General features: G+C 68.2%; 13 protein-coding genes. 7 read left to right on the forward strand and 6 right to left on the reverse strand.

All coding sequences use genetic code 11. From position 1 onward, the window contains the following. The 5 genes from htpG to R1101_RS0107095 form a co-directional block, all read left to right on the forward strand. Positions 1-1,092: molecular chaperone HtpG (gene htpG, locus R1101_RS0107075; RefSeq protein ID WP_016932757.1), on the forward strand; the 1,092-nt coding region annotated here is incomplete at its 5' end. A 44-nt stretch (positions 1,093-1,136) separates the two neighbouring features. Beyond that, positions 1,137-1,913: an HAD-IIA family hydrolase gene (locus R1101_RS0107080; RefSeq protein ID WP_026002979.1), complete on the forward strand. Its 777-nt coding sequence runs from the start codon at positions 1,137-1,139 to the stop codon at positions 1,911-1,913. Positions 1,914-2,027: 114 nt separating this feature from the next. Further along, positions 2,028-2,552, forward strand: a complete 525-nt coding sequence (locus R1101_RS0107085) for a DUF6764 family protein (protein WP_016932759.1) — start codon at positions 2,028-2,030, stop codon at positions 2,550-2,552. 255 nt (positions 2,553-2,807) lie between these two features. After that, positions 2,808-4,433 carry a chaperonin GroEL gene (groL, locus tag R1101_RS0107090; RefSeq protein ID WP_016932760.1) on the forward strand — a complete coding sequence of 542 codons (1,626 nt, stop codon included), beginning with the start codon at positions 2,808-2,810 and terminating at the stop codon, positions 4,431-4,433. A 257-nt stretch (positions 4,434-4,690) separates the two neighbouring features. Beyond that, entirely contained in the window at positions 4,691-5,707 is a 1,017-nt protein-coding gene (locus tag R1101_RS0107095) for an alpha/beta hydrolase (RefSeq protein ID WP_026002980.1), read from the forward strand. Positions 5,708-6,309: 602 nt separating this feature from the next. Here the strand turns inward: R1101_RS0107095 and R1101_RS0107105 are convergent. Both R1101_RS0107105 and R1101_RS0107110 read right to left on the reverse strand, forming a co-directional pair. After that, a complete protein-coding gene (locus tag R1101_RS0107105) occupies positions 6,310-6,513 on the reverse strand; it encodes a PspC domain-containing protein (RefSeq protein WP_016932763.1) in 204 nt (67 codons plus the stop codon). 211 nt (positions 6,514-6,724) lie between these two features. Then, on the reverse strand, positions 6,725-7,066 hold the full coding sequence (locus tag R1101_RS0107110; protein WP_016932764.1) for a PASTA domain-containing protein: 342 nt from the start codon (positions 7,064-7,066) through the stop codon (positions 6,725-6,727). Positions 7,067-7,226: 160 nt separating this feature from the next. Between R1101_RS0107110 and R1101_RS0107115 the strand changes: the two genes are divergently transcribed. Continuing rightward, complete coding sequence (locus R1101_RS0107115) at positions 7,227-8,084, forward strand: alpha/beta hydrolase family protein (RefSeq protein WP_016932765.1); 858 nt, start codon at positions 7,227-7,229, stop codon at positions 8,082-8,084. Here the strand turns inward: R1101_RS0107115 and R1101_RS0107120 are convergent. The 4 genes from R1101_RS0107120 to R1101_RS0107135 are packed head-to-tail and all read right to left on the reverse strand — an operon-like array spanning position 8,070 to position 12,614. Beyond that, entirely contained in the window at positions 8,070-9,926 is a 1,857-nt protein-coding gene (locus tag R1101_RS0107120) for a sugar phosphate isomerase/epimerase and 4-hydroxyphenylpyruvate domain-containing protein (RefSeq protein WP_016932766.1), read from the reverse strand. The two genes, R1101_RS0107115 and R1101_RS0107120, sit on opposite strands and share 15 nt — an antisense overlap. Next, entirely contained in the window at positions 9,926-10,792 is an 867-nt protein-coding gene (locus R1101_RS0107125; protein WP_016932767.1) for a shikimate dehydrogenase, read from the reverse strand. Before R1101_RS0107125 ends, R1101_RS0107120 begins: the two co-directional genes overlap by 1 nt. After that, a complete protein-coding gene (gene aroQ, locus R1101_RS0107130; RefSeq protein ID WP_016932768.1) occupies positions 10,789-11,259 on the reverse strand; it encodes a type II 3-dehydroquinate dehydratase in 471 nt (156 codons plus the stop codon). The genes R1101_RS0107125 and aroQ overlap by 4 nt, the downstream gene beginning before the upstream one ends. Next, entirely contained in the window at positions 11,256-12,614 is a 1,359-nt protein-coding gene (locus tag R1101_RS0107135; RefSeq protein WP_016932769.1) for an MFS transporter, read from the reverse strand. The genes aroQ and R1101_RS0107135 overlap by 4 nt, the downstream gene beginning before the upstream one ends. Before the next feature lie 100 nt (positions 12,615-12,714). Here R1101_RS0107135 and R1101_RS0107140 point away from each other — a divergent pair. After that, the coding region (locus tag R1101_RS0107140; RefSeq protein WP_016932770.1) for a LacI family DNA-binding transcriptional regulator at positions 12,715-13,115 on the forward strand (401 nt) is incomplete at its 3' end.

Genomic DNA, 13,115 nt, shown 5'->3' on the forward strand with positions numbered 1-13,115 from the left:
GCCGAGGGCACCTTCGAGTACCAGGCGCTGCTGTTCATCCCGGAACACGCGCCCTTCGACCTGTTCGCGCGCGAACGGCGGACCGGGGTGCAGCTGTACGTCAAGCGCGTGTTCATCATGGACGACTGCGAGGATCTCGTCCCCGAGTACCTGCGTTTCGTCAAGGGTGTCGTCGACGCGCAGGACCTGTCGCTCAACGTCTCTCGTGAGATCCTGCAGCAGGACCGGCAGATCCGGGCCATCCGGCGCCGCCTGACGAAGAAGGTGCTCTCGACCGTCAAGGACATGGCTGCGAACGACCGGGACAAGTACCGGACGTTCTGGCGCGAGTTCGGCCGGGTCGTCAAGGAAGGCCTGATCTCCGACACCGACAACCGCGACACGCTGCTGGCGATCTCGTCCTTCGATTCCACCGCGAGCGAGGAGGAGCAGACCACGCTCGCCGAATACGTCGAGCGCATGAAGGACGGCCAGGACGAGATCTACTACCTGACCGGCGAGTCGCGGCACCTGCTCGAGAACTCCCCGCACATGGAGGCGTTCCGGGACAAGGGCATCGAGGTCCTGCTCCTGACCGACCCGGTGGACGAGATGTGGGTGACCTCCGTTCCGGAGTTCGAGGGCAAGCGCTTCCAGTCCATCGCCAAGGGCGACGTCGATCTCGGGACGGAGGACGAGAAGAAGGCCGCCGAAGCCGAGCGCGAGGAGAAGGAGAAGGAGTTCGGCGACCTGCTGTCGTGGATGAAGGAGACCCTCGACGAGCACGTCAAGGACGTGCGCCTGTCGTCGCGCCTGACGACCTCCCCGGCGTGCATCGTCGGCGACACCTTCAGCATGTCGCCCGCCCTCGAGCGGATGTACAAGGCGTCGGGCCAGCCGGTGCCGCGGGTCAAGAGGATCCTCGAGCTCAATCCCGGCCATCCGCTCGTGTCGGGTCTGCGCACCGCCCGGGAGCAACGCCCGGACGACGCCACCCTCGCCGACGTCGCCGAACTGCTCCACGGCCTGGCGTTGATCGCCGAGGGTGGCGAGGTCGAGGACCCGGCACGCTTCACCCGCCTGCTCGCCGAGCGTCTCGCCGGCAGCGTGTAGGCCGAGCGTTTCTCCGCGAGTCACCGCGCGGATAGGCTCGACGCATGACGCATGTGGACGGGGTGTTGTTCGATATCGAGGGTGTGCTCGTCACCGAGTGGCAGCCCGTCCCGGGCGCGGCGGACGTCCTGGCACGTTTGCGTGCCGAGGGCGTCCGCCGCGCCTTCCTCACCAACACCACCTCGCGTACGTGTGCCGAGATCGCGCAGCGGCTCACGGATCTGGGGATGGAGGTGGAGCCGGACGAGATCGTCACGGCGGTGTCCCTCACCGTCGACCATGTCCGGCAGACCTATCCGGGTCTGCGCTGCTGGGTCCTCAACGAGGGCGACATCGCAGCGGATCTCGACGGTCTCGTCCTGGACGCGGACGATCCGGAGGTGGTGATCCTCGGTGGAGCGGGAGATGCCTTCACGCATCGGGCGATGAGTCGCGTCGCCGAACTGATGCTCGAGGACGTCCCGGTGGTCGCGATGCACCGGGCGCTCGCCTGGCAGGCGGCCGACGGGCTGCGGATCGACACCGGTGTCTACCTGGCGGGACTCGAGGAACTCACCGGACGGTCGGTGGTGGCGGTGGGCAAGCCGTCGCTGCGCGGCTTCCTCGTGGCGTCGGAGCGGATGGGCGTCGAACCCGATCGGATGGTGGTCGTCGGGGACGATCTCGCCGGGGAGGTCGTGCCCGGTCAGCGCCTCGGGATGACGGGAATCCTGGTGCGCACCGGCAAGTTCCGGCAATCGGTTCTGGACCTGGCCGTCGATCGTCCCGACCACGTCGTCGACTCTGTCGCGGATCTTCCCGGACTTCTCGCCGGCCTGTGACACGTGGTGTCGCGTGAGACGGATGTGATCGGTAGCCTACCGCCGGGGCGCTCGCCCCGTTCAGCGCAGACGCAGCCTTTCGCGTAGAGGCACTCCAGTGCAGAGGAGCCGTTCTTGTCCATTCGTTCCTTCCGTTCCGCTCTCACCGCGCGCCGTTCGTTCCGGGCCGGTGTACTCGTCGCCGTCGGTGTGGCCTCGGCCGCGCTCTTCGGTGGCGGTACCGCCACGGCCGCGCCGGTGACCTGCGTGTCGCCTCCGTCTGCCAACGACATCCTCGTGTCCGATACCGCCAGTTGCGGCGCGACGGCCGAGGGTGCGTTCGCTCGGGCGTATGCGGCCGACAGCGGCACCGCGGTGTCCGTGGCCGAGTCGGCCGGCGCAGCCGAAGCCCATGCGACGGGCTTCGGCACGGCACTCAGCGCTGCCCGAGACGGCGGTCGTTCGTTCGCGTACGCACTCGGCGGGGGATTGAGCCACTCGTGGGCCCAAGGTCCGGCGACGACCCTGTCGGTGGCCGGCTGGGGTTCGGGCGCGACGGCCGACACCACCGGCGTCACGTGCGTCGGCGCCCAGTCGTTCGCGGTCAACACGGCAACGGGGCAGTGGTGCGCCGTGGGTGTCGGTTCGACGCCGCGGTGAGTGAGGGCGTAGTAGCTCTTCCACGGATTTCGTGACGGGGGTGGCGGGTGCCGGTAATCTTGCACTCGCCACCCCCGAGTGCTAAGAATGCACTTAGCACTCGCAACACGTGAGTGCCAGGTCGGTAGGGTGAGACCGGGTTTTCGACACCCCTGGTCGTCCGTCGCGGGCACTGCTTCCGGCCGAAGGCGTACATGGAGCGATCCGACGAGCGATCGCTCCGGTGTCACCCCATACCCGGAGGATCACTTCGCAATGGCCAAGATCATCGCGTTCGACGAAGAGGCCCGTCGCGGCCTCGAGCGTGGCCTCAACAGCCTCGCCGACGCAGTCAAGGTGACGTTGGGCCCCAAGGGTCGCAACGTCGTTCTCGAGAAGAAGTGGGGCGCCCCCACGATCACCAACGACGGTGTCTCCATCGCCAAGGAGATCGAGCTCGAGGATCCGTACGAGAAGATCGGCGCCGAGCTGGTCAAGGAAGTTGCCAAGAAGACCGACGACGTCGCGGGTGACGGCACCACCACCGCTACCGTGCTCGCCCAGGCGCTCGTCCGCGAGGGTCTGCGCAACGTTGCCGCGGGTGCCAACCCCCTCGGCCTGAAGCGCGGCATCGAGAAGGCCGTCGAGGCCGTCACCGCCAAGCTGCTCGACACCGCCAAGGAGGTCGAGACCAAGGAGCAGATCGCTGCCACCGCGGGCATCTCCGCCGGCGATCCCGCGATCGGTGAGCTCATCGCCGAGGCCATCGACAAGGTGGGCAAGGAAGGTGTCATCACCGTCGAGGAGTCGAACACCTTCGGCCTCCAGCTCGAGCTGACCGAGGGTATGCGCTTCGACAAGGGCTACATCTCCCTCTACTTCGCCACCGACGCAGAGCGTCAGGAGGCCGTGCTCGAGGATCCCTACATCCTGCTCGTCAGCTCCAAGATCTCCACGGTCAAGGACCTGCTGCCGCTGCTCGAGAAGGTCATCCAGTCGGGCAAGCCGCTGCTGATCATCGCCGAGGACGTCGAGGGTGAGGCTCTGTCCACCCTGGTCCTCAACAAGATCCGCGGCACCTTCAAGTCGGTCGCCGTCAAGGCTCCGGGCTTCGGCGACCGCCGCAAGGCCCAGCTCGCCGACATCGCCATCCTCACCGGTGGCGAGGTCGTCAGCGAAGAGGTCGGCCTCTCCCTCGAGACCGCCGGCATCGAGCTGCTCGGCCAGGCCCGCAAGGTCGTCGTCACCAAGGACGAGACCACCATCGTCGAGGGTGCGGGCGATCCCGACGCCATCGCCGGTCGCGTCAACCAGATCCGCGCCGAGATCGAGGCGTCGGATTCGGACTACGACCGCGAGAAGCTGCAGGAGCGCCTCGCGAAGCTGGCCGGCGGCGTCGCCGTCATCAAGGCCGGTGCCGCGACCGAGGTCGAGCTCAAGGAGCGCAAGCACCGCATCGAGGACGCCGTCCGCAACGCGAAGGCTGCCGTCGAGGAGGGCATCGTCGCCGGTGGTGGCGTGGCTCTGCTGCAGGCCGCTCCGGTTCTCGACGACCTCAAGCTCGAGGGCGACGAGGCCACGGGTGCCAACATCGTCAAGGTCGCCCTCGAGGCGCCGCTGAAGCAGATCGCCTTCAACGCCGGCCTCGAGCCCGGCGTCGTTGCCGAGAAGGTCCGCAACCTCGAGGCCGGCCACGGCCTCAACGCTGCGACCGGCGACTACGAGGACCTGCTCGAAGCGGGCATCAACGACCCGGTCAAGGTCACCCGCTCGGCGCTGCAGAACGCTGCGTCGATCGCGGCTCTGTTCCTGACGACCGAGGCCGTCGTCGCCGACAAGCCGGAGAAGGCCGCCGCTCCCGCGGGCGACCCCACCGGCGGCATGGGCGGCATGGACTTCTGATCCGCCCCCGGGCGGAAGGACTTCTGATCCGCCCGTAGAGCCACACGAGGCCCGATCCCACTCCGGTGGGGTCGGGCCTCGTGCTCTTCCCCAATCGTTCCGGCCACTCGTACCGAACGATGACACATCCGTTACGAAACGGACTCGGCACACGATGAATGTCCCGAACGTGCCACTGCATCCGGTTCCCGGCGGTTCGTGCCGATCCGGCGCCGGACGGCAGTGTGCAGGCAGACGGATCCACGAGGGGAGAGAACATGCGGTCGTCCTGGTTGCGACGGGTACTGCTCACGACGGCGGTGGCAACGTCGATGGTGCTCGCGACTCCTGGAGGTGCCGTCGCGCGACCGGGAGAGGCCGGCGAACAGCCGGTGGGGGAGTTGACCTCCGTCGAGCGCGAAAGCGACCGCACCGTGATCGCGAACGTCTACTCGCCGTCGATGGACAAGGTGATCCCGCTCCGGGTCCGGACACCCGCCGACGCGAGCGAACCCCGTCCCACGCTCTATCTGCTCAACGGCTCGGGAGGCGGTCAGGGGATCGCCACGTGGGAGAGGCAGACCGACATCGAGGACTTCTTCTCCGACAAGAACATCAACGTCGTCACGCCCCTCCTGGGCGGGTACAGCTACTACACCGACTGGCAGAACGACGATCCCGTGCTCGGCCGCAACAAGTGGACGACCTTCCTGACGCGCGAACTCCCGCCGGTCGTCGACGCGCAGTTCGGGACGTCGGGCCGCAACGCCATCGCAGGCGTGTCCATGTCGGGTACGTCGGTTCTCGGCCTCGCGACGGCAGCGCCCGAGTTGTACGAGGCGGTCGGGGCGTACAGCGGGTGCGCCGAGACGAGCACGCCACTCGGGCAGTCGTACGTGCAGGCCGTCGTGCGGGTCAAGGGCGGCGATCCCGAGAACATGTGGGGCCCGGTGGGGGACGCGGGATGGATCGAGAACGATCCGTACATCCACGCGGAGAAACTTCGCGGGATCGACGTGTACATCTCGTCGGGCTCGGGTCTGCCCGGTGAGTACGAGCGGCTCGGGGCCCGGTCGGTGAACAACGACCCGATCGGACTCGTCGGTCAGGTGGTCGTCGGCGGCAGCATCGAGGCAGCCGTCCACCACTGCACGCAGCGGATGGCTCAGCGCCTCGGGGAACTGGACATTCCCGCCCACATCGACATCCGCCCGGCGGGCACGCACTCGTGGGACTACTGGGAGGACGATCTGCGCAACTCGTGGCCGGTACTGTCCGAGGCGGTCGGACTGTAGGGGTTTCTTCCGCGACTCGCCGAATGCCCGGTTCGACCTCTGTCGAGCCGGGCATTTCCGTTCGGTGGGCATATTTCCGGTGGACCGGGCAACTCGCCCATAACTGTTCGGGAACGGGATGAAACGGGTCGATCGGAAATATCGAATCCGAAGCGAATTGATCGGTACGAACGTTCCATTTTCTTATGCGAGTACTCTGAACTGCTGATTTACGGGACCCTTTGGGTGAATCGGCGAGTGTGAAAGTCATCACACCAGTTTTTTGCATTCTCGGGTCGCGAAAGTTCGGCGAATGTGACCAGAATCTATTCGAGCCCGGATGGAATCCGGTCGGATTTCCGGGTGGGCGTAAAGCGATCGGACGAAATCCGTTCGATATGCGATCGGACGAAGGAGATTCTCATGGAGATCATCGAACTCATCGGCTCCGCCCTCGAACTGCTCGGCGGCACCGAACTTCTGGGCACCCTGCTCGACAGCGGCAGCGCTCTGCTGGGCAGCGCCCAGTCGTAGTGGTTCGCGCCTGCCGCTGCCACCTGTGCAACATGCGACCCCCGATGGATGTCCATCGGGGGTCGCATGTTCTCGGGCCGGGATGTCGATCAGTGTTCGGGGACGATCATCCACAGTGCGAGGTAGAGCAGTACGGCGGTGCCACCCGTGACGAAGGCTGTGAGGAGTGCGCCCGCGCGCACGAGGTTGAGGTCGATGCCGAAGTACTCGGCCAGTCCTGCGCACACGCCACCGAACATGCGCTGGGACGAGGAGCGGGTGAAGGGGCGGGGAGTCCGGTTCTCGAAGTTCATGCATTCATCCTGTCGCCGAGGCGATCCCGCCACATCCGGGAACGACCCCGATCTTCACCCTGATCTTCGACTCGGGGTCGACCGGACTCTCGCCGGGGGAGTGCTGGGATCATCCTGGACAACTCGTCGTCCGGCGTGCTCGGAAGCCGCGAGGGCATTCGAGATGGTCTGTGGGAGAGTGTTTTCGGTCTGGACCGACCTTCGAGGTGGGTCAGCGGCACACGACCGCCAGGCCGACCCCTCGCCACACCTGACGCTCGACACGGTCGAACTCGTTGTCGTCGCTGTCGTATTCGTATTCGATGACGGTCCGGTACCCCCGGTCTCGCTGAGCGGTCACCGTGCAGTCGCCGCCGACGGAACCGGACCGGTTGACGATCGTGTACGGCACATCGTTCGCGGCGAGCATCTCGACCGCGTCCTGCTCGCTCATGCCCACGACACCGGGCGCGGGTTGTGCTGCGGCAGTGCTTGTCCCGAGAAAGAGCGCGGCAGTGCCCATCGACAGGACGGCGGCGGTCGCGAGGCGGGAACGAGCGGAAGGGGTACGCATGGGATCCTCCGAAGGGGTGCTGGACCGGACATTTCGATCGTCCGCCGCGACCGGGCCCGAGCACATCCGGGCACGACCCCCATCCCCACCCTGAATTCCGGACTCGGGGTGGAGGAGGAAACCGGCAACCGCCGCGTCCGGATCGGCCTAGTCTGAGCCGGTGGAGACCGTACCGATCCAGCTTCCCGGCGGCACCACGGCGCCGGTGCGCCTCTTCGCGGGACCCGACCACGAGCACGAGACACGCCGCGACGCCTCCCGCGCCGTCGTGGTCGTCGTCCCGGGCCTCGGTATTCCCGCCGGTTACTACGAGCCGTTCGCGCAGGCGATCACCGACCACGGATTCGACGCGGCGATCTGTGAACTGGCCGGCCAGGGCGACAGCCGTCCGAGGCCGGGACCGGACAGCACGTACGGCTACCACGAGATCGTCGCGACGCATTTCCCCGCCGTCTTCGAGGTGGTGCGGGAACGTTTTCCCGACTCGACGCCGTACCTGCTCGGTCACTCCATGGGCGGGCAGCTCGGCGCGCTCTACGCCGCGCGCATCCGCGGTCGGCTCGGCGGGCTGATCCTCGTCGCGTCGGGCACGCCCTACTACCGGCACCACGGCGGCGTCCGCGGCCCGGGACTGTGGCTCGGATCGACGGCGATGTCGCTGACCGCCGCGGTCGCCGGGTTCTGGCCCGGCGACCGGATCGACGTCGCCGGCTTCGGCCGGCAGTCGCGCGCCCTGATCTCCGACTGGGCACGATTGGCCCGCACCGGCCGGTTCGAACCGGCCGGCGCGGACATCGACTACGAGGAACGGATCGGGCGGCTCACGCTTCCCGTCCTTTCGATCACGATCGACGGCGACGAACTCACCCCCGTCGCGTCCGCACAGCACCTGCTCGAGAAGCTGCCGTCCACCGAGATCACCCGGTGGCACAATCCGCGGGCCCTGGGCCACAACGGCTGGATCCGCGACAACGACGACACCGTCGCGAAGATCGTGGCGTGGTTACGTGACCGCTGACCCCGCGCGGGCGGCCGCGGCGAGCCGGACGTGGGCGTTCGGGGAGCCGTATCCGGTGTAGCCGCCACGCCGTTCGAGGAGTTCGACCTGGAATCCGCCCTGCGCCGGGAGCGTGTAGGCGTGCAGGAATTCACCGCCGTCGTCGTTGCGGTCGTAGAGCAGGCCGTTGCTCTGCAGGGCGGTGAGCAACGCGGGGTCGAGCGCGAACCGCGCATCGAGGTCGGCGTAGTAGTTCGCGGGTGGCCGGAGGAACTCCACACCGCGCGCACGCGCGTGGCGCACCGAGTCGACGACGTCTGCCGTGGCGAAGGCCAGCTGGGTCACCCCGTGCGGTTGTGGCGCCGCACCGGTCTCGGAGACGTTCAACGCGACCCGCAGGTCCCCCTTCTCCGCACGCAGGGCGCGGATACGCAGGCGGCCCTGCGGCTGGATGTACTCCTCGGGGTCCTCCGGACGCAGTCCGAACAGGGTGCGGAAGAACGACAATTCCTGGTTCAGGTCGTCCGCCGCGACCGTCACGTCGACGTGGTCGAGACCGAGCCATCCCTCGTCGGCCGGGGGAGTGACTGCGGCGTCGTCGGACACGAAAGTGCCCGGGGCGCCGTCGGCCACGAAGTCGTTGTGCCAGTCGTCGGTCTGCCCCGCCTCGGCACTGACGAAGACGTGCAGGCCGGAGGGGGAGGTGATGCCCGGCAGGCCCGCCTCGCCCTCCCCGCGGGTGCGGTCGACCGCGGGCCACAACAGGCTGGCGGCGCGTTCGGCCACCGCGGCGACGTCGGGGGCGACGAGCCCCAGCGCGGTCGCGGCAGGGCCCGGCGCGGGCGCTTCGTTGAGGACGACGTTCGCGCCGCCGTTGCGCCACCACACGACGGGCTTGCTGCGGTGCCGGCCGGCGACGTGGAACCCGAGTCCGGTGAGCAGCGCCGGGTAGTCGGTGCGGTCGGGATCGGCGAGTTCGACGAACGCCGCGTCGATCCGCGCAGGAAGCGGCGGCGCGACCGTCACCTTCTCGCGTGCGGGGCCGGTGACCCGCGCACCGAGCCGGTCCTCGAGGAACAGCAGCGACCGCATCGCGTCGCGCGCGGTCACATGCGGATCCGCTTCGCGCACCACGTCGCTGAAGACCTCGAGCGACAGCGGACCGTCGTAGCCGGCGTCGAGCACGGCCGCGACGACCCCGGAGACGTCGAGCATGCCCTGCCCCGGGAAGCAGCGGAAGTGGCGGCTCCATTCGAGGACGTTCATCTCGAGCACCGGGGCGTCGGCGACCTGCAGGAAACCGATGCGCTCGCCCGGGATTCCGGCCAGGGCGCGTCCGTCGTCGCCGCGCGCGAGCATGTGGAAGGTGTCCACGGCCAGCGTCACCGCCGGATGGTCGGCGCGGTCGACGAGATTCCACGCCTGTCCGACCCGGTTGACGTGCCGTCCCCAGGCGAGGGCCTCGTAGGCGAAGGTGACCCCGTGCGAGGCGGCGAGCTCGCCCACGATACGCAGCTGCTCGGCGGACAGCTCCGGGTCGTCGATCGCGTTCGGGAGCGCGTTCGAGCACGCCAGGAAGGTCGTCGCGCCGAGTTCGTTCATCACCTCGAGCTTGCGGCGGACGCGGTACAGGACGTCGGGGAACCGCCGCGGGTCGACGCCCTCGATGTCGCGGATCGGCTGGAACAGATCGATCGACAGACCGAGATCGGCGCAGCGGCGGGCCACCTCGGCCGGTGACAGCGGCGACGCGATCAGGTCGTTGTCGAAGATCTCGATTCCGTCGAATCCCGCGGCGGCGATCGCGTCGAGTTTGTCGGCGAGAACACCGGAGAGCGAGACGGTGGCGATTCCGCGGCGCATCAGCGGGTCAGCTCCTCGAAGTGTCGGACCATGCGTTCGGCGTCGGGTTCGACGCCCGTGAAGTACTCGAAGGCACCCACGGCCTGGAAGACGGCCATGCCACCACCGGGCACGACGCGGCAGCCGCGGGAGCGGGCGAGGTGGATCAGTTCGGTCTCGAGCGGGAAGTACACGACGTCGGAGACCCACAGGTCCTCGCGGACGAGTTCGGCGGGAACGGGAAGCCCGGGATGACCGGTCATGCCCGTGGGGGTCGCGTTGACCAGCCCCTGTGCGCCCGTCAGTGCGCCGGCGAGGTCGGTGGTCGCGGCGACCCGGTCGTCGCCGAACCGCTTGGCGAGGCGGGTCGCGCAGGCCTGGGCCTTCTCGACGTCGACGTCGACGATCGACACGTGCTCGGCGCCCTGCTCGAGCAGCGCGTAGCCGACGGCCGACCCGGCGCCGCCGGCCCCGACCAGCACGGCGGCGTCGGAGACGGCGTCGGGCAGGCGCCGGCGGAAGGCGCGTCCCCAGCCGGACCAGTCGGTGTTGCGGCCGAGTGCGCGCCCGTCGCGGAAGACCACGGTGTTGACGGCCCCGAGATCGTGCGCGTCGTCGGACAACTCGTCGAGCAGCGGGATGACGACCTGCTTGAACGGATGCGTGATGTTGAGCCCGTCGAAACCGAATCGCTGTGCCCAGTCGAGCATCTCGGCCAGGTTGTCGACACCGTAGCCGAGACGCTCGGCGTCGACGAGGCGGTAGGTCAGGTTCACACCCGAGGCGAAGCCCTCCCGTTCCTGCATGGCCGGGGTGAGCGATCCGCCGATCCCGGCGCCGAACAGGCCCAGCAGGAAGGACGTGCGTGCGGGCGCGGCGGTGGTCATCGGGAACTGTCCTTCTGTTCGGTATCGAGGGCAAGCGCGGCCAGGTGACGGATGGCGAACGCGTATCCGTCGGGGCCGCATCCGGCGATCACGGCCTTCGCGACGGGAGCGACGAACGAACGGTGCCGGAACTCCTCGCGGGCGTGGACGTTGGTCAGGTGCACTTCCACGATCGGTGCGGCGACGGTCACCAGCGCGTCGTGCAGTGCGACGGAGGTGTGCGTGTAGGCCGCGGCGTTGACCACGAAACCGGCCGCCGATTCGCGGAGTTCGTGGACGGCGTCGATGAGTGCGCCCTCGTGGTTGCTCTGCCGGAAGTCGATGTCGAAGCCCAGGTCGTCGGCAGTGCGTCGGCACGATTTCTCGATGTCTGCCAGTGTCGCGGTGCCGTAGAGACGGGGTTCGCGCGTGCCGAGCAGATCGAGATTGGGCCCGTTGAGCACGGCGATGGTGGGACGTGCACTCACGAGGCGGCTCCGGCGGGAACCGGCGCGGTGTTCCGGTCGTGGGGGAGCAGTCCGATCTCACGGGTGGGGACCTTGTGGGTTCCGGACGGTCCGGTGGCCACCGCGATCAGCGAGATGACGACGGCACCGAGGCAGAACAGGGCCACGCGGTACCAGTTGTCGGCGTTGCCGTCCATGAGCGATCCGGCGATGGCCGGGGTGAAACCGGCGAGAGCGAAGCCGAACTGGGTGCCGATCGCCATGCCCGACAGGCGGACGCTGGTGGGGAAGTACTCGGCGTAGGTCGCGGGCCACACCGCGTTCGGCATGCTGTAGACCACGCCGGCGAGCAGGATGCCGGTGACGAGCACGAGCGGCACGTCGCCCCGGGAGATCGACCACAGGAAGGCCGTCACCATCACACCGCTGCCGATCAGACCGGAGACGAAGACCGGTTTGCGGCCGATGCGGTCGGACAGCATGGCCCACAGGGGGATGGTGCCCACGGCGATGATGTTGGCGACGATCGCCAGCCACAGCATCGTGGTGTCGCTGATGCCGATGCCGTACTCGTCGGCCGTGGCGAAGTTGAGGGCGAACACCTGGAAGGCCGTGTTCACCATGGCGATGAAGGCCGCGAAGAAGACCCGCAGGACCCCGGTCCGGTGGTGGCGGAAGAGCACGGCCAGCGGTGCCTTGGGTGTCTCGTCGTGCGCCTTCTCTGCGTGGAACTCGGGGGTCTCGTCGAGGCTGCGGCGGATGAGGAAACCGATCAGCACGATCAGGGCGCTGATCCAGAAGGGCACGCGCCAGCCCCACGACTGCAACTGTTCCTCGGACAACAGGGCGATCACCGGCAAGAACATGAGCGGTGCGAGCACCTGGCCGCCCTGCGTGCCGCTCAGCGTCCAGCTGGTGAAGAAGCCGCGCCTGTCGTCGGGGGCGTGTTCGAACGACATGGAGTTCGCGCCGGCCTGCTCGCCCGCGGCGGACAATCCCTGGAGCAGTCGCAACACGACCAGCAGGATCGGCGCGATCATGCCGACCTGGCCGTAGGTCGGCAGGCAACCGATGAGGAATGTCGAGACACCCATCAGCAGCAGCGTGCCGACGAGGATCAGTTTGCGGCCGAAACGGTCGCCGATGTGGCCCATCAGGACGGAACCGAAGGGGCGGGCGACGTAGGCGACGCCGAAGGTCGCGAGCGATGCGACGGTCGCGACCGCCTGGTTCCCCGCGGGGAAGAAGATCTCAGGAAAGACGAGCGCAGCGGCGGTGCCGTAGATCGCCAGGTCGTAGTACTCCAGTGCGCTGCCGCTCCAGGCGGCGAGTGCCGCCTTGCGGGGCGTGCGCTGCACGGTGGTGTTTTCGGTCATCGGATGCCTCGGGGGTGGGTCTTCAGTATCGGATACAGGGACGGTAGGGGTGTGGCGCAGCACACGGCAATCGTTTGCCATTTTTTGCCATACTGTCCGCATGTCGGCTGCCCCGCGTTCACGGAAACGCGCCACCATCACCGATGTGGCCCGCGAGGCAGGGGTCGCGGCGTCCACGGTCTCCCGCGCCTTCACCGACCCGGGCCGGGTCAACGTCGTCACCCGCGATCACATCCTCGAGGTCGCCGACCGGCTCGGCTACGCCCCCAACCCCGCGGCCCGTGCCCTCGAATCGGGACGCACCAACACCCTGGCGCTGCTCGTCCCCGACATCACGAACCCCTTCTTCTCCGGCGTGATCAAGGGGGCCGAACGCGCCGCCGTCGCCTCCGGCCGAACCCTCGTCCTCGCCGACACGCAGGAGAGCGCAGCCACCGAAGCTCACATCATCCGGCGACTTGGGCCGGCCGTCGACGGCTTCGTCCTGGCGGCCGCGCGCAT

The organism is Rhodococcus sp. R1101 (genome assembly GCF_000278445.1).
GTDB classification, from domain to species: Bacteria; Actinomycetota; Actinomycetes; order Mycobacteriales; family Mycobacteriaceae; genus Rhodococcus; species Rhodococcus gordoniae.

What these genes read in the sequence shown, in the direction of transcription:
- R1101_RS0107080 (WP_026002979.1), top strand. Translation starts at nt 1,137, where the DNA reads ATGACGCATGTGGACGGGGTGTTGTTCGATATCGAGGGTGTGCTCGTC.
- groL (WP_016932760.1), top strand. Translation starts at nt 2,808, where the DNA reads ATGGCCAAGATCATCGCGTTCGACGAAGAGGCCCGTCGCGGCCTCGAG.
- R1101_RS0107095 (WP_026002980.1), top strand. Translation starts at nt 4,691, where the DNA reads ATGCGGTCGTCCTGGTTGCGACGGGTACTGCTCACGACGGCGGTGGCA.
- R1101_RS0107105 (WP_016932763.1), bottom strand. Translation starts at nt 6,513, where the DNA reads ATGAACTTCGAGAACCGGACTCCCCGCCCCTTCACCCGCTCCTCGTCC.
- R1101_RS0107110 (WP_016932764.1), bottom strand. Translation starts at nt 7,066, where the DNA reads ATGCGTACCCCTTCCGCTCGTTCCCGCCTCGCGACCGCCGCCGTCCTG.
- R1101_RS0107120 (WP_016932766.1), bottom strand. Translation starts at nt 9,926, where the DNA reads ATGCGCCGCGGAATCGCCACCGTCTCGCTCTCCGGTGTTCTCGCCGAC.
- R1101_RS0107125 (WP_016932767.1), bottom strand. Translation starts at nt 10,792, where the DNA reads ATGACCACCGCCGCGCCCGCACGCACGTCCTTCCTGCTGGGCCTGTTC.
- R1101_RS0107135 (WP_016932769.1), bottom strand. Translation starts at nt 12,614, where the DNA reads ATGACCGAAAACACCACCGTGCAGCGCACGCCCCGCAAGGCGGCACTC.